This window comes from Bythopirellula polymerisocia (genome assembly GCF_007860015.1).
Classification (GTDB): Bacteria; Planctomycetota; Planctomycetia; order Pirellulales; family Lacipirellulaceae; genus Bythopirellula; species Bythopirellula polymerisocia.
The window spans coordinates 1-22,088 of sequence record NZ_SJPS01000016.1; the positions used below are offsets into that span (position 1 = coordinate 1).

The window sequence follows — 22,088 nt, forward strand, 5'->3', positions numbered from 1 at the left end:
CGAAGACGTCGAAAGAAGACCAAGGAGCAATCGTGACCTAAGCGGGAAGGTATGTTACAATCCCCACAACTACCTAGCGCTGTACTTTTCGACCGCCAAGCGCCGCACTTTTCAAACGCTATTCACACCCGTGGCACTGCATGCGGCGTTTCTGCTCGAAGTGCCAAACCGCGGAACTTGGGCAGGGCAGCCATTAGTAGAGGGGGGCCGCTCGATAAAACCTCGGTAATTAGGTGGGCGGTGCGAAACCTAGGCAAACGATGAATCCGACGCGGATTTGGCAGCACCTGTCTGCCCATGGTAGCCCCACCTGCGATTCTGCAGATTCAATGCGGGGAAGGCATGTGCTTGCAAGCTGTTAGTTTCCTTGCTCTAGGCGGTTTTACACCAAATCGCTAGACTCTCCCCCTTGCCGATAACTCAATTGCCTAAGGAGAGGCTAGATGGTGTCCAAACGCAGGAAAAAGCGTCCGCCTTACCTGCGGAAAGTGATCTGGATGCTATCAACAGTCCTGATGAGTTCCGGTGTTGGGGGCTGGGCAATGCCAGATTTGCCCGTTCTCGGACCTGCCGTAAAAACTGCCCTCCAAAAGATTCAAGGCAGCAATAGTGTCGCTTCAATGAGCGTTCCATCCGCACAGGCCGCCGTACACATGGCGACCCACCAAAGCGGCGATCAAACCGCATCGCCAATGCGAGATTCAATCTTAATTGGTTCTTTCAACATTCAAGTTTTTGGAACGGCAAAAGAGAAGAAACAAGGAGTAATGGAAGTTATAGCCACTGTGACTCGTGCTTTCGACGTGTTGGCAATTCAAGAAATCAGAACCCAAGACGACCACTTCTTGGATCATTTTGTGCAGTTGGTCAACTCGAAAGGTGCCCGATACTCTTATGTGATTGGCCCTCGATTGGGCCGGAGTTCCAGCAAGGAACAATATGCGTTTATATTTGACACGACGCGAATTGAAGTCAGACCAGGGTCAGTCGCGACAATGGGAGATGCCGACGACCTGTTACATCGCGAACCGCTGATAGCCCATTTCCGCGTTAGGGGCATCCCGCCATCGGAAGCCTTTTCTTTCTGGTTGGTCAACGTCCATACCGATCCAGATGAAGTCGCGGAGGAAGTGGATGTCTTGGCAGATGTTTTTGAGGTCATGCAGCAACAAGGTGAAGATGATGTGATTATGTTAGGCGACCTGAACGCCAGCGAACACCAACTTGGCCCACTCGGTCGATTGCCGGGAATCCAATATGCGATTGCCGGCATACCTACAAATACGCGGGGCACAAAGACGTATGACAACCTCCTCTTCGATTCGCGAAGGTCTGTGGAGTACACAGCACAAAGCGGCGTATGGAATTTGATGTCGAGCTTTGCACTGACCCAAGATCAGGCTTTGGAAGTATCTGACCACTTCCCTGTTTGGGCCAGCTTTTCGATATATGAAGGAGGTAGATCGCAGATCGCCACCCGTCCTGTGCAACCCCGCTAATCCAATCTAGAAACACTTGCTCCTGGCATGGCTTCCATCGCTATGCGACTCGATTTGACCACGATTGCCTACGGGATACGTCCACGAGAAGAACAGCGAAGCTAGCCGCGAATACTTTCGATGGCGTTTTTAGCTAGCGAAACTAATCGAGGATCGTCTTCGGCCAAAATTTCTTCCAGCGTTTCGAGTGCTTCGGTTGCCGGTGGTCCAATCTTTCCGAGTGCCCAGACAGCTCGCTGGCGTACCGCACCTTGGGGATGCTCCTCTGCAGCAGTGATGAGAGCCTTGGCAGCGGGAGCAGCCGCGGCCTCTAAGCGACCAAGTAGCGTAGCAGCCCAGTAGGGAGAATCCAGCGTAGTTCTTTGAAGGATATCGGCTAGCGGTAAAGTCATCTCCTCGTCAGGGGGGCCCAAGTCTTCCAGAACTGCTGTAACAATTTCGCGAGTCTCATCGTCACTATCGGCAGCTTCGACCAGTGCGACAACCGCCGGACGGGCAGCCGGACCAAGCTGAAGGAGCTGTCCTGCCGCCACTTGGCGTTCCGATGCCTGATCAGAGCTAAGCGATGTAATTAGAGACGAGAGTGGGACAACCATGTGCGGCTCCTAAATGTAATTCCGACTTTGGACAATAGATTTTATGAAACTCAAGCCTGGCTCTAGTGTTATTTACTTATTCCCTGAAGAGTGTTCGGTGAATCCGTCTCATGAGAGTTCGTCCGTCTTCGAGGGGTTTATAAACTGTCGGTCTTCATGTTGTCTCCACCTTAGTCCCACATAAGCACTGCTTCACCTTTGGTCATCGTCAGACCGCATTTAGGACACGGTCCTGGAAATGTCCATCGTCGCACACGATGATTCCGGTTCGAGCGATCCCTGTCTGCATAATAGCTTGACTCATCAGACGCAGATCCGGGACAAACCAACTCCCCATCAGACAATCCTGTTGATTCGTCCCAAGGTTGCTCCGAAGTGACCACGTCGAATAGCTCGCCACAGTCTTGGCAGGAAATCGTGGTCGTGCAAGAGGCCATGCCGACATCGTCGCCACCGGAGACCACGGCCTCATAATTGCAGTTTCCGCAAATGAATTGGTAATTGATGCCCACGTTTCTAGTCCCTATCACTGTGTATCCAAAGCCTGTCCGGGCTCCTTGTCCTGTGCAGAAATAAACCTATTAGTCCCGACTTCGGCATAGGATGCATTGCCAGGAATTGAGCCGAGTAATTATATTCTCTCCGAAGAAGTGAATAGTCTTGACCCAAAACTATCTGCTTGATTGATGAGGCTGACTATGGCTGATCCTATTCCTTATCGCGAAGGTGAGCTAGCTCCAAGTGAGAAACATATACTCGCTCGCCTACACAAAGAAGATGGCAGTGAGCCAGAAATGGTATGGATAGATCCTCAGGATGTTCACAAAGCTCCCTTCCGACACGAGGAAATAGATGCCCTATTGCCCATGCTCCGTTGGCAATGGCGTCACTTGAATGAGTATGTGGATTGGTGTCGTAGCTTTGAAGATTGGGAATTGAATTTCTTGCGTGATTCAAATCCAGTTGGTGAAGTCGTTATTTGGACTGGCGTTACTTATGCTCTCTTGGAATTCACACACCGAAATCCCCAGGCCATCAAGAAAGGGGTCTTCGGGGCACTAGTCTGTATAGTAAATGGGAGGGAAGATCGTGTAAGCCCTGAGTCGGTTGCTGCAGAGCTCAAGACATTATTAAATGGAATTCCGGCCATAAGAGACCTCGATAATTACTCTGAGGATGGTCATTTTAAGGCAGCCGAGAAACACCTCAGATAGTTGTTGCTAAACTTCGATCCACCGGCCTCTCAGTTGCAGAGCCATAGAACTTACTGGCCCCAGGGTAGTTCAACTTGATAGAATAGCTATCTTTGGTTCGTGGGCCAATCCTCTCACCAAGATGACATGCCGTTAAATCACGAGCCATTCCCATCAGCAGGAACAAATCATGACCTGGCATGCACAAGCTGGAGAGATAGTACTGCGTGGCAAAGAAGCAGACATCTTCCGAGATGCAATTCTGTCCATGTGTGACCTGATTGCTACTGAAAGTAGGGATGAAGAAAGTGCATTCGGAGGTGCTCGTGTTTTCGACCACATGACACGAACTCAACAACTGGCTTCGCTTGGTGAGGTAACTCGCTACCTATTCCATGCCACTGAGGAATGTCTGCCGCTAACCGCGTGGTCAGAGGCGACGCTTGCCAGTATCCTCCATGAAATTAGGACTTCCGTTCACTTGGAGATAGAGAAAGGCGGAGACGACAAGCTTCGCCAAACCATTCGTGAGATGTTTGAAGAGGAATGGGAACCCATCGACTGGAATGATGTTTGTGAGTGGGATTATGTTTTGGATGCCTACGAGTCGCGTTTTCTATGGGACACAGATTTTGAAGACGATAGCTTGTCAGACTTGCCACCCGAACAAGCAAAGCTTGTTCGAGAGTTGTTGGGTATTACAGATGATTATTATGCGTCAATCTCACCAGACCTCGAATCGGAGTGGGAACTACTCCACGGTACGAAACGTGTCTGGATGGAAATCGATGGCACAAAAAGATAGAAATGACCCTATCAGGACTATCGGCGTTTCCTTTTATTGGGGGGTCGCTGCTCAGCCCTTCCTCGTGAGGCGAAGTCTGTTGTTCGAGAAGTTCTCGCCGGGGGCCCCATCGGATCTGTTTTTTAACCAGCCCACCCCGCCATCAGGGCATAGGGCAACTAGTTACCCACGCCAAAACCGCGAGTCCTATTTTCGGTGTTAAGATAGGGTGTCCGAACGCCCGAGAATGCTGAGATGATTCTCTCGCTCGCCCGATACATTTTGGAGCCCGGCACTGACGAACGCTTCTACTCCCCGGGTCCGGAAATATCTGCACTACGATAGCAAAGTCTACTGGTCCATGGATTCAACCCCTGAAAGCACAATTCTCATAAATCGATGCAATGAAGATCAGAGTTACGAGGCAAGGCTCGCAGGGGTTGCTCTTCCAAAATGATAACGGGGAATAACAAAATGCCGTTTGTGGTCTCTAAGGAAGCCGACTCTGCCACTTGGCTAGACATTGAGGTTGTCGAGGGTGATTCACCGGCTACCTGTTGCAGACCTCAGGTCCATGCAAACGGCGATGGTGCACACAGCTTCGATACCGAACAACTCTTGTCAGCCGGATATCGATCGAAAGGTTTCTCAAAAACCGAGTTAAGGAGTGATTCTCCCGAAAACTGGGAGGCATGCAACTCGATAGAATCCAACTCGCAGTTCGACCAATCGCTCAACTCCGTCATTCGCTCCTGACGAATGCCAGACTTCAAATCATCCACAGTCCTAAGACCATTGGCGATGTCTCCATTCGCGAACTGCTCGACAAATCGAGATAGAAGGCACGTGTCTCTTGCTTCAGCGGTAATCATCTTTAGTTCTCTCCGTTCACAAAACGTGGGGTATCAAATGGTAGCAGTTTAGATCCAACCTATGTCCTAATGATGAATCTTTCGTGAAGATTCAAGGAACACAGAAGGAACAAGCTTTTCGGGCTTAGCAACCAGACGTTAGCTTAGAGTTGCATTGTTTCGCATACTAGTGGCAGGCATTGCTATTGTTGCGAGTCTGCACTCTGCTGCTAGCATTGCAACTTCGTTCCATTAACAATGTTAAGCTAATGGTATGCCAAATACATTGCCGCTCGCGGAACAAACACCGTAAGCTCATTAGCACCCGAGGATTTAATGTCGCCAACTTTGCAATGCAGACGCCTACCACCGAACAGAACAAGTTGGATTGCCAGCGACCCCAGCAGCCCGTGCGTAAATCTTTGGCAAGGAAATGAGCAACAGCAAAGCTCTGCTAGACTCCCTGATTTGAAAATTAGGGTGCTGGACTTCGGTTAAGATAAGCAAGGGGGCACTGATTCATGGCTCGCCGACGAATTGCTTGAGCGGGTGACGATAACTGCATGGAGCTTAGTTCCTCGGCTTTATCGTCCACCGCTAGATAAGTCTTGCAGGCCAACCCACTTTCCCAGCTTCTACAGCCTCCAAAGCTTTCTCAAGTGCGGCCGCCTCAGTCCTTCCAAAGAATCCATTACCGCAATTGGCTCGGTACAGGTAGCATGCCCACTGGTCCACGTCTTTCCGGCCAGTCTCACTCAGCTCCACATTGAATCCCTGAAATTCCATCATTTCTATACTTGTGCTGCTTTCCATCGCTCAGTTCTCCTTGTTGCCGTCATTCACAGCGGCAACCCTATCTGTACTAATGGTCACACACAAGCCCCAGAAAGCTCGTCGCTATCTTGTGTTGGAGGTGGAGTATCGGCACAAGCGGTTTGCTGGCGTCGTGGAGTCATTCTGAGAGAAATCCGCTTGCTTACTTTTCTATCGGAGGTTTGGCACGCCGACGCTGGAAACAGCTAGCTCCGCAACCTGCCTCGGAGATTAACGCCGACGCACCGTAGACTCCAACTTGAAGTCGCTGAGGTGATGTACGCAGCGGCGGAGTATTGGTGCCCGCCAAGTGAATGAAGCAGGTTCACCGCATTCGCCAGGCAGCTAGCTTGAGAAGCCATTCGGAAACACGCTATAATAGCGGACTGCTTACTGAAGAAGTTTCTGTCTAATAACAAGTTATCCCGCTTGCAGTTGACCAAACTCCTAATATTAATGTTAACAAACTACTCATAATCACGCCAATACATGGATTTCGATGATTGAAACTTCGCTTCTTTTGTCTGCTCTTCAGTTCGATGTCACAACTTTCGTCGATGATACAATTCGTTTGGCACTTGCGATCCTTCTTGGAAGCATTGTTGGGGCCGAACGACAACTCGCGGGGCAATCTGCCGGTTTGAGAACCCATGTGATGGTCGCATTGGGTTCGGCCGTGTTTACACTTGCGGGAATTGCGACTGCGGGCGGCAATCTTTATCAAGTAACCCGAGTGGTACAAGGTGTCGCCGCTGGAGTAGGATTCCTTGGGGCTGGAGCCATCTTGAGACAGAATGGCGACGCGAAAGTTAGGGGCCTGACGACAGCGGGCTCAATCTGGGTTGCGGCGGCCATGGGAACTTCTGCGGGCTTAGGGGAATACGCATTGGCTGCGTCTGCTACCATTGCCTCGCTCACCGTTTTGGTAATACTTCGATCGCTCAGCCGTCGCCTTGATGACTATGCTAAACGTCACGAGCCAAGGGACTAGATTGCGGCATAACAATCCTCTTAACCTTCAGCATCAACGTCACCCTAGACGGCTGCGTCGACCACCAAGAGGGAGTCGCCTCCGACGAGACACATGGGTTCTTCACCCGCTTCATGGACGACGGCGGGGCAATGCTGTGGGGCCGCGTCACCTACGAGGGGTGTGACGACCAAAGGAACAGGATTATACGCTAAAACCCAAGGTGCGTCGGGGTTTCACTCCTGTGCAGGTTATGCGTCACCGACAGTGGCTGGACGTGTCTGCCATGAAGCTAGGTGGCTGAAACGATGAGATAACTGACGTAGGCCACGTATAACCCCAAGAGCAACGCTCCTTCCCAACGGTCGATAGAATGCCTAGTAATGAAGATCGGCAAACAAGCAACTGAGGCTAATATCATGACAGGAAAATCGAATCGAAGCACTTCGGGCGATACGTGTATGCCTGTCGGTGAAACGATGCCCGCTATGCTAAGAACGCACAGGAGATTGAAGATATTGCTCCCTACGACATTTCCAACCGCAATGTCGCGTTCGCCGCGAAGACTCGCTACGACCGAAGTAACCACTTCGGGCAGCGAAGTACCGGCGGCGACAATGGTGAGGCTGACCACGATTTCACTGACACCTGCCGCTTTGGCGAATACAACCGCCGCATCGACAAGTAGTCGTGACCCCAAGACCAAGAGTGCAAGTCCAACGAGTGCCATCAATATCGCTCCGGACATCGACCCGATTGGAATGTCAGGCTTCACCTCTGTGATTTGCGTTCCTACTGTGCCAGGTTTTTTGGCGGCTAGTAGAAGGAATGCTGTGTAGCCGAAGAAAACGAGTGAAAGCATCGAACCATCAAGCCGACTGACCACACCATCGTACGCGAGTAGCCACGCGAGTACTGAGACTCCGACCATTACAGGAACATCTAGACGCACAAGTTGCGAACTAACGGCCAGCGGTGTGATTATAGCAGACAGGCCAAGAATAGCGAATACATTGAAAATGTTGCTGCCGACTACGTTGCCAAGTGCAACGTCAGCTTGCCCAAATAGCGATGCTTTAACGCTAACCGCCAGCTCTGGTGCACTCGTACCAAAAGCGACGACTGTCAATCCGACTACCAGTGGCGACAGCCCCGCCGCTGTAGCTAATCGGCTGGCTCCCCGCACCAATGCTTCCGCTCCAAGAACGAGCAAAACGAGACCGCCGATGAATCCGATAATTGCCATGACACAAGATAGCAGATAGAGAAGACGGAACGAAGATACACAACTCGCGTCGGCTTCATCGACTTGTGCAGTTTCGCTACACCTGCCCAAGTTCAGCGGCTTTATCGATTGCCGCTGGAAACCTACCCTGGGTTTGGGCCACTTGCCTACCTGGGCATCACGAAGTTGCGGCTGGAAAAATTATGATTTAACGCACCGATCAGGCGGACAAGTATAAACACTTTTCGAGCCCCCACCACAAAACGCCATGAACGAGGGTCCAAATCGAACGGTTCACGGAGGGTGTATCGGTGGATTGGTGGGTGGCTTTATCGGCTATATGGCGGGGTTCGTCATCTTTTGTCTAATTCTCTTTCCGGAAAGCAACCTGTGCGGACTTGGGGCCGTATTCATCACTGGACCTGCCGGAGTCATCGTCGGGATCCTCACTGGCAAACTTCTGGCACGTAGGATTCGCTAAAGATATTCCTCGTGTACGTAGGCATCACAAAGGTGCAAAGCCATCGATCAAAGAAACACCCGCACCACGATATTCCCAACCAGCACCACCACGAAGCCGCCAAAGTATGTAACGAAGGCGGCTATCTTGTATCGGTAAGGCAGGTCTCCCCAATTGCCACCTTCAACGCGGTTGAGGATGATCCCGGCCAAGAGCATTAGCACGCCGATGTTGGAGTCCCTAGAGGCGTGAACCTGGCGATGACTTAGGTCGTCTACTTCTTGGGAGGAAGATCCTTTGTTTTTGGATCAAGGCCAAGGCGATTCAAGCCAAACAGGATGTCGATCATCTCGGAAGTTAGAATGAGCAAACCTCAGTCTGAACCCAATTCGGATGAAAAGAACTTCGACACCAAGGAAGTAGTCTTTTACGTCAAGCCGAATGCAACAGACGAAGCGTCTCTCATGGAGTTATCCAAAAAGATCGTCAAGCAGATGCGTAAGTCCCACAATGAGTGGCTAGCTCGACAAAACCAGCCGCCGCCGAGTTGATTGAGTCCCGCTAAATAGGCTAGGCGAGACTTTGCATCGACGTGGTCTTTTGGCCCGATTGTGGTTGACGCCTAATTGGTCGATCAATTTAATCACTCCTGCCACTCGACGACAGCACTCAATACATAACCATTTAGCATGCCGAGAGGGCAACTTCCCTCTAACTACCACCGTCCCCAAATATGCTATTGTGCGGATGCCTTCGCATCCTGGAACATGACGATGATAGAGGTAGTTAGCGATACGGCTTTCAAGACTCACATCGTTCGCAGTACGATAGGATTCGACCCTCAAACTTCCCTGTAACGTGTCCATTTTGATCTCCTTCATGTAGATCATTCCGCACGAGAATTCAACCTATGCATCATCAGAAAACTATTAACTGCTGAGGCAGGAAGGTAGGCAATGCAGGAGAACTCTGCCGAGAGAAACTACCAAGTGACTTCGCCCCTCAAGGCCGAGCAATCTGCTCAACAAGACGGCTGTTCCACAGCTTGGCATAATTCATGAGGAATATGTCGGTGGTAAACCGCCACTGATTTCTTATCGTCTATTCTCTGATGAGATTATCAATAGAAACAGACGAACCAAAAAGTTGAGTTTCTAGCCAGCTAAGACAGCTTACGTCACTGAGGCCTAAACTGCGATCCAAGTATATTTCGGCTACAGCATTTTCTCTCGTTCTTCCGCGATGAACTTGTGTAGGACAGTTTCACCTGCAATCTGCTGGGTCCGCATCCTTGCCACTTTGCTGGCGGTCCCTCCCCAGGCACCTGCCACCTTGTCGAGCGGCCATTCTAGCCATCGTTGAAGCAACGTCTTCATCGAATCAATAGAAGCGACGAATTCCAAGAGATACAAGATTGTGTGTAGGCAATGGTGAAGATAACCAGAAGTCAACTCAAGCAATTACTCACTTTTCCCACATCGATGTTTACATTCCTTCACAAAAATAGCTAAGTTGCCTACGTCATCATTTTAGACCGATTAAACGGCAAGGAAAACGGATGGATATTGCTACAGGCGACCGCGGGCGGGATGGAAAGTTCACCAAAGGCAATCCTGGTGGACCTGGCAGACCTCGCAAGGAACGGGAATCGCTCTACATGCACGCCTTCTGCCATGTTCTTGGTCCTGGCGCGCTGGCTGAGATCGTCGATGCGATGCGGGAAAAGGCCTTGGGAGGCTCGGTGGCGGCTGCCCGGTTGCTCATGGAATTTGCGATGGGCAAGCCCCTCATGCAGCTCGAGGTGTCAGCCTCGGAGGGGGAAGAATTCCGCGTCGCTGGCATGTCGCCTGGGGCTATGCAGCAGAAGTACCTCAATCGGCTGCTTGAGAAGATTCAGGAACGGCTGGATTACGAAAAGACTCTGGAAGCCCAAGGTTATCAAGTGAAATTCTCGCACGGTGTTGATGAAGACAGCGGCGAGTAGCAAGTGTCAGGGAATTGGTCACCCGTGCCCAGTTTGCTGTTCCAAGTAAACGACCATGGGCTGCTGCACCGAGCAGCTGATTTTCGGTCAGTTCTCGGCACGTCGATTTCGGGCATAAATTTAGAGACGTTGGCACCAGAAGATCCAGCAGCCAAATTGCTGATGGCCGATCGGTGTCCAAGAAACTGACGTTTCGCGGTTTCTCCATGGCCACCGTATCCCCCTTTAGGGGGGCACTAACTCGCAGAGGTGATTTTCACCGACGGCAGTTTGCCAATTCGGTTTGGCGCCGAGGTTGATGCATCCGCTGCGGATTGCGGCGAGGGCGAATTCACAGCGGTGCGGACACCTCAGCAGGTTCCGATGCGATTCCAGAGTGGCAAAAAGGCGTTTGCTGACCTGGATCACGCATCAATGAGTTCTTGATACTCACAAGGTGGTGCGCCGCCTGCTTGTGAGGTAGTTTACGACGGCCGCGAGCGAGAGCAGCACCCAGATCGACGGCTCAGGCACAGCCTTCGAAGCTGCCGATAGTGGAACATTCGTGGCATAGTTGGCTTGCCAAACATCCAGGTCGCCGATGCTCGGGTCGCCTTGCCAAACAAGAAAATCATGCCCATCGACGTCACCGTCTCTGTCGAAATCGCTGCTCATTTCACCACGACTACCTAAAAGTGCTTCAGCAAATGTTGATGCCACGACTAGATTATCAACCAATTGAGTACCGTAATAGTCGCTGCTTTGACGGAGCGTAAAAGACTCAATGATTTGCATGGTGCTGTGACCCATGCTGGAGATACTCGGACTCAATTCATCAACAGGATTGAGCCACAGCATGCTCTCACCAGTTACGGCATTCCAGTTAATAACGACACGGTAAAACGTGTCGAAATACAGGCCAGTTCCCCATGCAGTTCCCTCATTGAGCCGGCTGCCATTGGCATTGATCGCAAGTCGGAAATCGCCATCTCCTGCTGGGGCAAGGACACCTGTGCGAGCCCTAAAGTGATTGGTCAAACGGCTCGACTTTAGATGGGCGAAGTTGGAACCCTCTTCATCTAGATTAATGATGTCGCTGTTTGCGGCGCTCGGGAGCATGAAATCAAACCTGGCATAGGTCGTGGCGTCTAAAGATTGGTGGGTGAATTCTGTGTTCGCATCTTCGCGTCCACCACTGCCTTTCCCTTGACTTAAGCTGGCCATTCCATTGACGACTTGGATTGGGGTATTGCCTTCGTCAGTATGAGCAGCCCACGCCAATCCTGGTCCTGGATTAGGTGCCTGACCTACGAGATTGCCATTCGGATGCGAAAAATCTTCCTCAGCCAATATGACCGCCTTGGCTGGCTCTGCTACGAAAGAAAAACCAACGAAATTCATTAGCAGGAAATAGTATTTATAAGAATGCCAGGATCGTTGGATACGCATAAGTTGTACGACTTAAATTGTAATGTCATTCCAGTTGCGAACTAACAGCGTAGCACTGAATGCTTTTATCCCTGTGTATGCATCTTCACCGCCTTATAGCATTCCACTGACCCCGGCTTTGTGCGTATCGCAGGAACGGTGGCCTTTCACCGGCCTGGAGTTTCTGCGGTGCGGAATCACAAAGCCGCGCGCGGTATTCTTTGAGAATGGTAGCCAGCGTGGCGTTACGGATATCACCGCCAGCCGCCCGACGGCTTATTGCAGACTTCCGAACGCCACGCTCGCTTCGCCCCAAACGGATCACTCAGATGACGCTCAGCAAAGCTCCCTATAAGGACTCCGCCGGACGAAGCATGGACTACCGATTTACCAACTGGCCATCTTACAAAGGAGTCGGATCATGAATCAACCAACCGCACAACCTGGCCTCTTCATCGGAATCGACTGGGCCGACCAGAAGCACGACATCCATGCCATTGATCGAGAGGGCAAGGGATTTCACCAACAACTCGAGCACTCGGCCGAGAGCATTGACGCCTGGGTCGCCGAGATGCTCAAGCTCGCCGGCGGTCAGCCCATCGCCATCATGCTGGAGCAGTCTCGTGGAGCTCTGATCTATGCGCTCATGTTTCGCGAGAACGTGCTACTCTATCCGGTCAATCCGAAGCAATTGGCCCGCTATCGAGACAGCTACCCTGGCGGCGGCAAGAGCGATCCCACGGACGCCATGTATCTGGCACGGATGCTGCTTGAACGAATCACGACGCTGAAGGCCTGGCAGCCGGACGATGAAAACACGCGGCTGATCGCCAACTTGTCCCAGCAGCGGCGTAAGCTCGTCGACGGTCAAACGAAACTGCGACTGCAGCTAACGGCCCTCTTGAAGTCGTGTTTTCCGGTCGTTTTGGAGCTTTTCGGCAAGCAGCACCAGCTACCCCTGTTGCTCAGTGTGCTGTGTCGATGGTCCGACCCTCGCCAGTTACGGCGCGCCGATCGTCGGCTCATTCGCCGCGTCCTGAGTGAGCACTCCGTACGCAACGAACAGCAGCAGAAGGAAATCCTCGAGCGGATTCGTGCGGCCCAGCTACTGACCCGCGATGACGCGCAAATTACCCCATCGGCGATGGCGGTCAAGCTGTTGGCCCATCAGATCCAACAATCTCTGAAGGCGATTGAGGAGTTTGATGCCGCGATCGACGAAGCGATGAAGCAACATCCCGACGCGCACTTGTTCACAAATCTGCGTGGCGCCGGCAGCGCGCTGGCGCCACGCCTCCTCTGTGCCTTCGGCTCGCAGCGGGATCGCTGGGAAGATGCCGACAGCCTAGCGTCGTTCAGTGGGATTGCCCCTGTGACGAAGCAGAGTGGCAAACAACGCCACGTCCACCGGCGATTCGCTTGTCCCAAGTATCTCCGGCAGACGTTTCACGAGTTTGCCGACTGTGCACGACGGTTTTGTCCGTGGAGCAAAGCCCGCTATCGCATGCTCCGCGACCGCGGCATGAAGCATCACGCGGCGCTGCGAAAGATAGCCCGTAGCTGGATCAGAATACTGTTTCGCGTCTGGAAGACACGAGTACCATTCGACTGTGATCGCTACATCGCCAACCTGAAACAACGCTGCCCAGATATCATTCCCTACCTCGCCCAAGAAAACTAAAAATTATCCGCAAGATCCCTTGCCTAGAACTCAGATGTCTGCTATATGAAGAATGCTTAGATTCCAAGAGCCAATTCATTCGTTTTTCCGACCGCCTTGTTTTCCTTCTCGTTTCCCTTCACCTGGAGCAGATCGCTTAGTTCCACCAGCGCGAAAAGCCGTTGCTTCATCCCATTTTGTCAATTCTTCTTCGCTTAAAAGCTTGGCGAGACCAGCGTCGAGGGACGATTTCAGAGTACGCGCCGAGACGCTTGAGAATCTCGCGCCTTCAGCAGTAGCTGCGTTTCTTGCCTTTCCATAGTCAACAATGTAATCAAAGGTTAATTGCAACGCATCTTGTTTCTTTTGGTCATCTAATTGGAACTCTTCAATTTGAGATACGTAGCGGTCCCAACGAGGATTGAAGCTGCCCAGCGACAATATCGCTCCTTCGATTTGTTCGGAACTCAGAATCGTGCTAATCGCAGCTTTAAGTTGCTCTCGTTGTTTTACATTCTCTTCTTCACGCATTTCAGCTTTGTCGTCGCTCGCATCATCAGACTTGGGCAGCTCTTTCAAGGCCACTTTACGAGCCTCGCGAGATGCTTGATAGACATTGACTAATTGGTCGCTTTTTTCCTTGGATAAGCCTAGCTTTGTAGCAACGGTTTCGGCTTGGAGTTTCCAAGTGTCGGCTGAAACCTTGGGCTTTTTTGATTCCCCACCCCTCGGGTCCCCAGTGACCGCAGATTGTTGGGCGTTCGCGATGGAAAAAAAACAAATTGAGCAAAACAATAGAACAATTCGAGAACAAATCGACTGTGGAATGAGAGAATTGTGATTCATTGATGGTTCCTTTATCTTACGAGTGGAAGCCGTTGATACGGCACAGTGGATATTTGACTTCAATCGTTGCTAATGCAGTATAAGTGGTGCTGTCCCCGCAAAAAAATATCATTGTCAACGATTACGGGTGAAGCACTGAAACTTTCGTCGAGAGAGTTTGTAGCAAGCACGTGAAACTCTCGGCCATGTCTAATCACAAGTGTATTGCCATCGCGATCTGCAATGTATATTTTCTTCGCTGCCCCTGCCAATGAGCAGTAAATCGTGCCAAGGTCCGGCAACCGTTTGGGACCGTAGACGACTTCGCCCGTCGTGGCATCTACACACAAAAGAATTCCTGTCTCTCCCTTAGTAAAGTAGAGTAAATCGTCGTAAATCAGAGGGGATGCAACATAGGGAGCTGCCTTATCAAATTGCCACACGAGTTCACCAGAGTCTGTGATGTCGCCAGCTGAATCTAGCGATATGGCGTTGACTGCATATCCAAGATACCCCGTCATACAATACACAATCCCCTTTTTAGCAATGGGTGATGGAATAGGGCTTTTTACTTGGCCACCACACTCCCAGATAAGTTCTCCGTTAGCTAGATCGTAGCTTCGAGTACGACCTGTAGCGTTGGTCACCACTTGTAGGACGCCATTATGCTCGACAATGAGCGGAGTTCCCCAAGTAGTTTCTTCGTCACGGGCTTTGCGCCACCGCTCTTCCCCCGTCTTCGCATTCAAACAGGTGATGAATGACTCACCCTCGTGGTCCCAATTGACGAGGACTGAATCTCCATAGAGAACTGGGGAGATCGCTTCACCAAAACCACGTCTGGTTTGCATTTTTCCCAAGTCAGTATCCCATAGCAACTCGCCGTCGAATGTATAGCAGTAGATCCCATAGGACCCAAATGACGCAATAATTTTCTGGCCATCAGTAGTAGGAGAAGCCGATGCGTAACCATGAGTAGGATGATGTCCGTCGTGCGGTACCGCTTCATTTGCGGTTCTTTGCCAGAGCACTTCTCCAGTATGCCGATCAAGACAGAGTATCTCGAATCGGTGGATCGTCTTAGGACGCGGTACCGATAGCACTTGCCCTGCTTTTCCTCCTTTTCTTACCCCCTTCCGGCCACCACGACGGATCGGGGATTCAGTTTCCTCTTCTAGGTTTGCCTCCGAACGTTCAAATAAGCTATCCGGCCGGAGGCCTGTATCGACGGCGGTCAAGATAATAATGCGATTATCCCAGACAATAGGAGTCGCACTACCACTTCCTGGAATCTCAACTTTCCACTTAATGTTGGTCGATTCATTCCACTCGAGTGGAGGATTGCCGTTGGGCGAAAGACCATCTGCATCAGGCCCGCGCCACTGGTGCCAATTGCTAAGTCTCTCACTGGCAAAATTTGGAGCAAGTTCACCTGCTGACAAGAGTGATGGCAGCGATAGTAGAAGCAGTGTAATTGCACCCGCAAGGTTCATGCTATCTTGCCTTGTCCACAATCCAAATATTGCGAAACTGGTAGGGAGTTCCATGCTCTTGAAGCATGATGGGGCCGCTTGAAGCGTCACCGAACCGCTTAGCAGCACCTTTACGATTGCCCAACTCCACGTCGTCGTGAATAATCGCCCCATTAAGTGCTACTGTAGCACGAGCTTTCTCGGTAAGAACATTATTCGAATCAAATCGGGGTGCTCGGAAATCGATGTCGAAGGTTTGCCACTGCATTGGGGGTGCCGCCATAGATGAGAGGGGCGCAATCGTCTTCGTCAAGTTGGTAAACGCTCCGCATTGAGAGCCATCGGGATTGTCGTAGGAGTCGTTGATATTCAGCTCGTATCGAGCTAAAAGATACACACCTCCATTAGTCTTCTCACCAAGAACACGGAATTCTAAATGAAGTTTGAAGTCAGTGAACCGCTGCTTGGTAATAATCGAGCCAGACCCAGGTATGGCCTCTAATACTTCGCCAGAAATGAGCTTCCAATTCGCTGGACCACCTGGTTCTTCCCAGTTCTTTCCTTTTTGACACGCCCAACCGTCGAGATTGCTCCCATCAAACAGTACGACTGCATCGTGCGGCGGTGACGCATTCAGCGTCGGAGAAGGCCTATAGTCACGTTGCAACACAGTTTCTGGAACAACAGCTCTGCTAGGCACTGCCTCGGTGCCAATGGCGAAGTTGCCATTAATCAACATGGATATTGCAACGAACAAGGCTCGCGTGATGTGTATTAACAATGGTCGATTGCTTTCTCGGAAAATCACAGCTTCTCGCTATGATCGGATTTTCTGGTGTCATTGCTAGCGACTGGTGGACTCTCTTTGGTCTTCGCAAGCGCGAGACGTACTTCCTTGAGAAATGACTTTGTTCGAACCTCGGGATCATAAACCTCATTTTTTAGATAAAGTGTTTCAATAGGAATATATCCTCGATAGCCACTGTCTTGGATAATTTGGAATAGCTTTACTAAGTCAACTCTCGTATCGCTTTCCTGGCCATAGAGCTTCTCCTTTATCTGAAAATTTACGGCATAAGGAAGTACCGTTTCGATTTCGGCATAGGGATCTGCAGAGAGAAAACATCCCGTATCAACGATAAGGCCACACCATGGTGAGTCGACCAATTGCAGCAATTTGATCATTTGGTCTGTAGTCTTGAGAAAGTACGTGTGATGTTGCACTCCCACAATCACTCCATACTTCTCGCCGTGATCGGCACATTCGCGAATGTCGTCGGCCATCCACGAAGCTACTTCATCCCACGAATAGCCTTCAGGCTTGCCAGATCTTTGGTTGGTTGCGAACACCCGAATTACAGGCGCGCCAAGTTTGGCGGATACTTCGATCCACTCTTTGATGTGTTGCACATCTTTGGCTCGGGCTGCTTTATCAGGAGTACAGAAATCGTTTCGTATCCCAGTACCGCTTATGTCCAGTCCAAGTTGGAAGGCCCGTCGTTTGAAATCATTGATGAATTTATCAGTTGGTACCGCAGGATATCCAGGGAAGAAATATCCAGTCGGATCTACCGCATCGAAGTCTTGCTCGGCGCAAAAGTCAAGCATGTCGAAAAGAGTCATACCTGGGCCACGACCTTTAATGTGGTCGTTTAAGGCTTTACTGAAAGAGTAAGCGTTGAGGCTGAGTTTCAGTTTGGACCCGCCAACTCGTTGAACGGTGCTTTGAGCAGACGCAACTTGGCTGGTTAGCCCGAATCCACCCGCTGCTATCAGCGGCATGACAGACCAGCGACTAAGAAAGTCTCTGCGATTTGTAACATGTGGCATACTAGTCTTCTCCAAAAGCCAATGATAAACGTTTACTGTGACAGCCAGTCGGATGATCCGCCTCTTTGCCTCTCTTGATAAATAGCACTTCAAGCTCAATTTGGGACACATCGATGGATTAAATCCTCATGAGTCCGCCGCCTCTACCCAAGTGATTGCGTCTTAATTAAGGGGTACTGAGCTATTAAAGACCTTGATAGCATATATCCCGTTTCAACGATTCCCCTTTCACTCAATCCCCCGGAAACCTGTGAAATATCCCTGCTGTATTTTCCATTCAATTGCCAGTGTGACACTCAGTTGTTTGCTGATTGTATCGGTTGCTTCTGCGGTATCTTACCCCAAGGTTGACCCAGAGAGTGTTTTTCCTGAAATCAAAATCTATGACAAACTCGGACGCCCTTATCGATCTGCAAGAGAAGATTGGGAAGGAGCAAGAAAACGGATTGAGCAGGACCCGCTCTGGGCACAATGGCTAAATCAGGAGCGCGCCACTGTTGATGCCTGGATGAAGCGGCATCGTGACCGAGTAACTTGGATAGCTGGCTGGTCGAACAATTTCGTAAGCCCCAAGGATGGCTCAAAGCTGACATGGATTGAGGCCATTCCTGGCGAAGAAGTGGACCATTTTTCGAGTCCTTCAGACCCTCACGTAGAAATCACTGATAAACTTATGGCTGCCTGGGTCCGTACTTGGCGCGAGCATCATGCCGAGATGATGGAGCGTGCGGCCAGGCTTTATCGATTGACCAACGAAGAAAAATACGCTGAGTGGGCAGCTGACCAACTCGATTTCTATGCCAACCATTATCTTGAATGGGAACCTCAGCGACAGGGAGCGAGACTGTTTTGGCAATCACTCACTGAAGGGGTGAACCTCATTACCTACGCTCAAACGGTACGCTTGCTTGGCGAGTATGCAGGACCTTCACGGAGGAAGATTTGGCACGATGATTTCTTCGTTCCCGAAGTGGCCGTGCTGAACGAAAATTTTCCCAAGATTCTCAACATTACCTGCTGGCTGCGCGGTGCTGCTGCACAGGTAGCATTAGTCTTCGACGACGATGCGATGTGGCAAGAAGCAATCAATGGACCTTTTGGAGTCCGGCAACAAGTTTCTGAGGGCATCACCAGTGATTACCTCTGGTTTGAACAGTCATTGGGATACAATAGCTATGTTGTAACTGCCCTCACTTCGCTATTCGAAACAGCTGGATTATTCGGACGGGCCGACGAGTTAGCACTCGAAATGGCCACCGTAGAAAATCTGATGCTAGCGAGCACTTATTTACGATTTCCAACAGGGCAATTGCCGACCCCATCCGACACTAAGGGCCAACTGTTTGCCCCCGACAGAGAATTCATTGGGAGTCACTATCGCGTTTTCCCGACGACGATTGGCTTGGCAGACGTTCAAAAAGAACGTAACTGGGACACCTTGCTTGATCCACCCTCTCCGTTGACCAATAGCCAAGCAGAATTACCTGAGGTCACCAGCCGCAATTTTGAAACCTCTCGCATGGCTGTCCTAAAAAAAGGCCCTTGGCAGGTGTTCTTTCACTATGGCCAACCCCCCATCAAATCGCATCTCCAAGCGGAAGTGCTCAATTATTCGGCCTTTTATGGAGATGTGGACATCACCCATGACCCGGGAACGGTGGGATATGGTTCTCCACTTCACAAGTATTACTACACCCAGGGACTCAATCACAATGTGCCACTGGTCAACGGTGAGGGCCAACAGCAACCCCCCAAGGGTCGCAAGCCAGACCCATTCACTGAAACTCGGGCAGGGGAATTGATCGACTTTTCGATCAACCCACCCACAATAAACGCCGCCCACCCGGTTTATCGAACTGATGCTGCAGCTGAGAGAGAGTTGAGAATCGAAGGGGAGAGCCTCATTGATGTGACACAAATCGAAGTGCAGTCGAGTAAACCGCAGAAATTGGGCCTCGCGTTGCATGTCCAAGGATCTGTAAGACTGCCTGATTCCTTTCTTCCAGACCCTGATTTCTCTAACGACCGGCCTCCTGCATTTAGCTACTGGAAGAACGTCTCCACAGCAGAATATGAGAATGAAGCAAGCTTCGATGTAGATTTCAAAACGATCACAATGCGAATCACTTTCTCGGTCGCTTCTTCTGCCGGGCCGTCAACTTTTCGGGTCTGGCATGGTTCGTCTCCGGACATGCCACCCGGTCGACGCGAGGCATTTTACTTGGAAACAGCAGGAACCTCTGCGACGTTTACAACCCGGTTTGCACCGGTAGGCGATATTGCCACTACAGAGAGCGATCAATAAAGAACGGCCGACTGCTCACTGCAGCCGGCCGTCACTACTGCCCCAAAATCACGGAGCGTTTCCAAATTGCTGCCAATATGCTCGCTAGAAACCTTTTCTGCCTGCGACTCCACAAAGAGCCAATCCGGCTATCAATACTAAGCAACTAGGCTCAGGAATAGCTCTGCAGGTCAGGGCTTCCCCAAAAGAAGATGCTACACAGACGTTGTCAACAATCTGAGAGCCTGTGTAATCATTGCTTTGACGCAACGCAAAGGCCTCGATCAACGTGCCAGTGGCACCTCCCGCCGAATTCGTCAAATGTGGGCTCGTCTGATCTACGGGATCCAGCCAGAGTTCAGCAACTCCGGTTTCAGCATTGTAGGACGTAACCACGGTATAATTGGTATCAAAGGAGAGTTCAGTGGGCCAGTGCGAGGCCCCATCGGCGATAGAAAGTCTGCTGCCTGAAGCGTTGAATCCTAGAATAAAATCACCACCCGCCGCTGGAGTGACAACACCTACACGAGCTCTAAAAGCGTTACCGCTATCCTTCAAATGAGCAAAATAGAGTCCGAAATCATCGGGATCAACTGTCTGACCACTAGGTAAGGAAAAATCGAAACGAGAGTAGGTAGTGGCTGTAGCTGATTGAACTGCGAATCCAGTGCTAGCATCTTCGCGACCTCCGCCAGCCTGTTGAAGCACCGCCGCTCCACTTGTGACCTGGATTGGACTGCTGCCTCCACCACTATGGGCACCCCAAGCACTACCTGGACCAGGTGTCGGAGTTTGACCTACAAGATCTCCATCAGGATGAGAGAAATCTTCGTTTACAAGAATCGTTCCGCTTGCATCCATCGACAGAGCGACTGTCAATGCGCCAATAACAAGTGGCAAGAAAAGATTGCGTAAGAACATCACAGTTCCCCTTTCAAGTTGCAAAAATCAAAATCGTTAGCGAATTCCTATTCGTTGAGAAAAGAAACGCATCAAATAAACCGTCGTCTCACATGAGACGAAAAAACGGCAAAACCAATCAATAGCGTTAAGGAAGTAGGTTCAGGGACAGAGGAGATAGATGGAGGTGGGCTCTGGCCAAATTGACGTTGCCACACCAAGAAATCAGCACCATCTACATCCATGTCGGAATCCGCATCCCCGAGCGATTTCGTTGCGGATCCATTCAATCCATAATTGCTTGACCATGTAGTCAAATCTGTAGCATCCACGAAAGTGTCTTCGTTAAAGTCAGCGGCTAGGAAGTTTGGAGCACCGCTTCCAGCGAGGGCTTCCTCAAATGTCGTGGCCACAACAAGGTTGTCAACGATCTGCGTCCCCTCATAATCGTTGCTTTGACGCAATGCAAATCCTTCGATCATCGTGCCGAAGCTTCCCCCGGCTGTGTTAGCAATAAAAGCACTACTAACATCTACGGGATCTAACCACAGCTTGCCTTCAGCCGTAACAGGATCGTATGAAATAACCGTACGATAGGTCGTATCAAAGGACAGATCGGAAGGCCAAGTAGAGCCTTCATTAAGCCTGCTCCCTGAGGCGTTAATCGCGAGTCCAAAATCGCCTCCAGCAGACGGTTGGACAATACCTGTACGAGCACGAAAACCGGTCGTGGGAAGACCAGAATAGAAGTGCGCAAAATAAAGGCCAAACTCATCCAGTATTTTCGGATCATTGAGATCTTGGCCGCTTGGTAATGTGAAGTCAAATCTCGCAAAGGTAGCGTCCGTGGCCGATTGCGCGCTGAATCCCGCGTTGACGTCTTCTCGTCCACCTGACCCAGACCCTTGGCTGAGAACTGCCGCCCCGCTACTAACTTGGATGGGAGTGCCGCCCAGATCATCATGGGCTGACCATGCATTGCCTGGCCCGGGCGAAGGGGTCTGACCAACGAGATTTCCGTCAGGATGAGAGAAGCGTTCTTCAACCAGGATGGCTGATTCTGAGATCGAAGTACCCAAGATCAACAAAGCAAATAGTGAGAAGGATGCTCTTAAAAAAAGAAACTTCGTTCGTTGAAAAATCATTGGTGCTGTCTCCTACGCCCAATTAGGCACTTCAATAGCGAGAATTTTGAACTTGGAACCGAAGAGCTATAGTCGAAACTTCTAACAAGGCCTCCGGCGTGAGCGTGGCGCAAACGCCGAACCTACTACGAAGTAGTATAAACGCCAGCTAACTAGAGATAGCCAAATTGACACACTTTAGGACAAGAAA

At 50.7% G+C, this 22,088-nt stretch carries 25 protein-coding genes; 11 read left to right on the top strand and 14 right to left on the bottom strand.

Annotated elements, in window-relative coordinates; translation table 11 throughout:
* Nucleotides 1-229, top strand: a 229-nt coding sequence (locus tag Pla144_RS25240) for a hypothetical protein (protein ID WP_231936535.1), incomplete at its 5' end; no start/stop codon positions are given.
* Between the two features lie 214 nt (nucleotides 230-443).
* Nucleotides 444-1,499, top strand: a complete 1,056-nt coding sequence (locus Pla144_RS23615; RefSeq protein WP_146453175.1) for an endonuclease/exonuclease/phosphatase family protein — start codon at nucleotides 444-446, stop codon at nucleotides 1,497-1,499.
* A 101-nt stretch (nucleotides 1,500-1,600) separates the two neighbouring features.
* Here the strand turns inward: Pla144_RS23615 and Pla144_RS23620 are convergent, their stop codons facing one another.
* Both Pla144_RS23620 and Pla144_RS23625 read right to left on the bottom strand, forming a co-directional pair.
* Nucleotides 1,601-2,095, bottom strand: a complete 495-nt coding sequence (locus tag Pla144_RS23620) for a HEAT repeat domain-containing protein (RefSeq protein WP_146453176.1) — start codon at nucleotides 2,093-2,095, stop codon at nucleotides 1,601-1,603.
* 170 nt (nucleotides 2,096-2,265) lie between these two features.
* Entirely contained in the window at nucleotides 2,266-2,607 is a 342-nt protein-coding gene (locus tag Pla144_RS23625; protein WP_146453177.1) for a hypothetical protein, read from the bottom strand.
* A 186-nt stretch (nucleotides 2,608-2,793) separates the two neighbouring features.
* Here Pla144_RS23625 and Pla144_RS23630 point away from each other — a divergent pair, with 186 nt between their 5' ends.
* The 3 genes from Pla144_RS23630 (at nucleotide 2,794) to Pla144_RS23640 (ending at nucleotide 4,828) form a co-directional block, all read left to right on the top strand.
* A complete protein-coding gene (locus Pla144_RS23630; protein WP_146453178.1) occupies nucleotides 2,794-3,309 on the top strand; it encodes a hypothetical protein in 516 nt (171 codons plus the stop codon).
* A gap of 169 nt (nucleotides 3,310-3,478) precedes the next feature.
* Nucleotides 3,479-4,093 (top strand): hypothetical protein, encoded by a 615-nt coding sequence (locus Pla144_RS23635; RefSeq protein ID WP_146453179.1) that lies wholly within the window; start codon nucleotides 3,479-3,481, stop codon nucleotides 4,091-4,093.
* A 453-nt stretch (nucleotides 4,094-4,546) separates the two neighbouring features.
* A complete protein-coding gene (locus Pla144_RS23640) occupies nucleotides 4,547-4,828 on the top strand; it encodes a hypothetical protein (protein WP_146453180.1) in 282 nt (93 codons plus the stop codon).
* 692 nt (nucleotides 4,829-5,520) lie between these two features.
* Here the strand turns inward: Pla144_RS23640 and Pla144_RS23645 are convergent.
* Nucleotides 5,521-5,736: a hypothetical protein gene (locus Pla144_RS23645; protein WP_146453181.1), complete on the bottom strand. Its 216-nt coding sequence runs from the start codon at nucleotides 5,734-5,736 to the stop codon at nucleotides 5,521-5,523.
* A 499-nt stretch (nucleotides 5,737-6,235) separates the two neighbouring features.
* On the opposite strand from Pla144_RS23645, the gene Pla144_RS23650 reads away from it, so the two are divergent.
* Entirely contained in the window at nucleotides 6,236-6,727 is a 492-nt protein-coding gene (locus Pla144_RS23650) for an MgtC/SapB family protein (protein ID WP_146453182.1), read from the top strand.
* Between the two features lie 44 nt (nucleotides 6,728-6,771).
* Here the strand turns inward: Pla144_RS23650 and Pla144_RS25355 are convergent, their stop codons facing one another.
* Together Pla144_RS25355 and Pla144_RS23660 are read right to left on the bottom strand one after the other, a co-directional pair.
* Nucleotides 6,772-6,900, bottom strand: a complete 129-nt coding sequence (locus Pla144_RS25355) for a hypothetical protein (protein WP_261342342.1) — start codon at nucleotides 6,898-6,900, stop codon at nucleotides 6,772-6,774.
* 98 nt (nucleotides 6,901-6,998) lie between these two features.
* A complete protein-coding gene (locus Pla144_RS23660; RefSeq protein WP_146453183.1) occupies nucleotides 6,999-7,952 on the bottom strand; it encodes a calcium/sodium antiporter in 954 nt (317 codons plus the stop codon).
* A gap of 247 nt (nucleotides 7,953-8,199) precedes the next feature.
* Here Pla144_RS23660 and Pla144_RS23665 point away from each other — a divergent pair, with 247 nt between their 5' ends.
* Nucleotides 8,200-8,412: a hypothetical protein gene (locus Pla144_RS23665; protein ID WP_146453184.1), complete on the top strand. Its 213-nt coding sequence runs from the start codon at nucleotides 8,200-8,202 to the stop codon at nucleotides 8,410-8,412.
* A 47-nt stretch (nucleotides 8,413-8,459) separates the two neighbouring features.
* Here the strand turns inward: Pla144_RS23665 and Pla144_RS24920 are convergent, their stop codons facing one another.
* Nucleotides 8,460-8,609: a hypothetical protein gene (locus Pla144_RS24920; RefSeq protein ID WP_197530975.1), complete on the bottom strand. Its 150-nt coding sequence runs from the start codon at nucleotides 8,607-8,609 to the stop codon at nucleotides 8,460-8,462.
* A gap of 144 nt (nucleotides 8,610-8,753) precedes the next feature.
* Between Pla144_RS24920 and Pla144_RS23670 the strand changes: the two genes are divergently transcribed.
* A complete protein-coding gene (locus tag Pla144_RS23670; protein ID WP_146453185.1) occupies nucleotides 8,754-8,942 on the top strand; it encodes a hypothetical protein in 189 nt (62 codons plus the stop codon).
* A gap of 663 nt (nucleotides 8,943-9,605) precedes the next feature.
* Here Pla144_RS23670 and Pla144_RS23675 read toward each other — a convergent pair.
* Nucleotides 9,606-9,851, bottom strand: coding sequence for a hypothetical protein (locus Pla144_RS23675; protein ID WP_146453186.1), 246 nt, complete (start codon nucleotides 9,849-9,851; stop codon nucleotides 9,606-9,608).
* A 98-nt stretch (nucleotides 9,852-9,949) separates the two neighbouring features.
* On the opposite strand from Pla144_RS23675, the gene Pla144_RS23680 reads away from it, so the two are divergent.
* A complete protein-coding gene (locus Pla144_RS23680) occupies nucleotides 9,950-10,375 on the top strand; it encodes a hypothetical protein (protein WP_146453187.1) in 426 nt (141 codons plus the stop codon).
* Between the two features lie 429 nt (nucleotides 10,376-10,804).
* Here Pla144_RS23680 and Pla144_RS23685 read toward each other — a convergent pair whose 3' ends face one another.
* Nucleotides 10,805-11,803: a hypothetical protein gene (locus tag Pla144_RS23685; protein ID WP_146453188.1), complete on the bottom strand. Its 999-nt coding sequence runs from the start codon at nucleotides 11,801-11,803 to the stop codon at nucleotides 10,805-10,807.
* 400 nt (nucleotides 11,804-12,203) lie between these two features.
* On the opposite strand from Pla144_RS23685, the gene Pla144_RS23690 reads away from it, so the two are divergent.
* Nucleotides 12,204-13,463 (top strand): IS110 family transposase, encoded by a 1,260-nt coding sequence (locus tag Pla144_RS23690; RefSeq protein WP_146453189.1) that lies wholly within the window; start codon nucleotides 12,204-12,206, stop codon nucleotides 13,461-13,463.
* A gap of 75 nt (nucleotides 13,464-13,538) precedes the next feature.
* Here the strand turns inward: Pla144_RS23690 and Pla144_RS23695 are convergent, their stop codons facing one another.
* From Pla144_RS23695 to Pla144_RS23710, 4 genes are read right to left on the bottom strand one after another with little or no spacing between them, the layout of a single operon-like run.
* Complete coding sequence (locus Pla144_RS23695) at nucleotides 13,539-14,351, bottom strand: hypothetical protein (protein WP_146453190.1); 813 nt, start codon at nucleotides 14,349-14,351, stop codon at nucleotides 13,539-13,541.
* Nucleotides 14,348-15,760 carry an outer membrane protein assembly factor BamB family protein gene (locus Pla144_RS23700; protein ID WP_146453191.1) on the bottom strand — a complete coding sequence of 471 codons (1,413 nt, stop codon included), beginning with the start codon at nucleotides 15,758-15,760 and terminating at the stop codon, nucleotides 14,348-14,350. The genes Pla144_RS23695 and Pla144_RS23700 overlap by 4 nt, the downstream gene beginning before the upstream one ends.
* A gap of 1 nt (nucleotide 15,761) precedes the next feature.
* Complete coding sequence (locus Pla144_RS23705) at nucleotides 15,762-16,520, bottom strand: 3-keto-disaccharide hydrolase (protein ID WP_146453192.1); 759 nt, start codon at nucleotides 16,518-16,520, stop codon at nucleotides 15,762-15,764.
* A gap of 23 nt (nucleotides 16,521-16,543) precedes the next feature.
* A complete protein-coding gene (locus Pla144_RS23710; RefSeq protein ID WP_197530976.1) occupies nucleotides 16,544-17,569 on the bottom strand; it encodes a sugar phosphate isomerase/epimerase family protein in 1,026 nt (341 codons plus the stop codon).
* A gap of 289 nt (nucleotides 17,570-17,858) precedes the next feature.
* Between Pla144_RS23710 and Pla144_RS23715 the strand changes: the two genes are divergently transcribed.
* Nucleotides 17,859-19,874: a heparinase II/III domain-containing protein gene (locus tag Pla144_RS23715; protein WP_146453194.1), complete on the top strand. Its 2,016-nt coding sequence runs from the start codon at nucleotides 17,859-17,861 to the stop codon at nucleotides 19,872-19,874.
* An 84-nt stretch (nucleotides 19,875-19,958) separates the two neighbouring features.
* Here Pla144_RS23715 and Pla144_RS23720 read toward each other — a convergent pair whose 3' ends face one another.
* Together Pla144_RS23720 and Pla144_RS23725 are read right to left on the bottom strand one after the other, a co-directional pair.
* On the bottom strand, nucleotides 19,959-20,774 hold the full coding sequence (locus tag Pla144_RS23720; RefSeq protein ID WP_146453195.1) for a hypothetical protein: 816 nt from the start codon (nucleotides 20,772-20,774) through the stop codon (nucleotides 19,959-19,961).
* A gap of 71 nt (nucleotides 20,775-20,845) precedes the next feature.
* Nucleotides 20,846-21,898 (bottom strand): hypothetical protein, encoded by a 1,053-nt coding sequence (locus tag Pla144_RS23725; RefSeq protein ID WP_146453196.1) that lies wholly within the window; start codon nucleotides 21,896-21,898, stop codon nucleotides 20,846-20,848.
* Nucleotides 21,899-22,088: the final 190 nt, after the last annotated feature.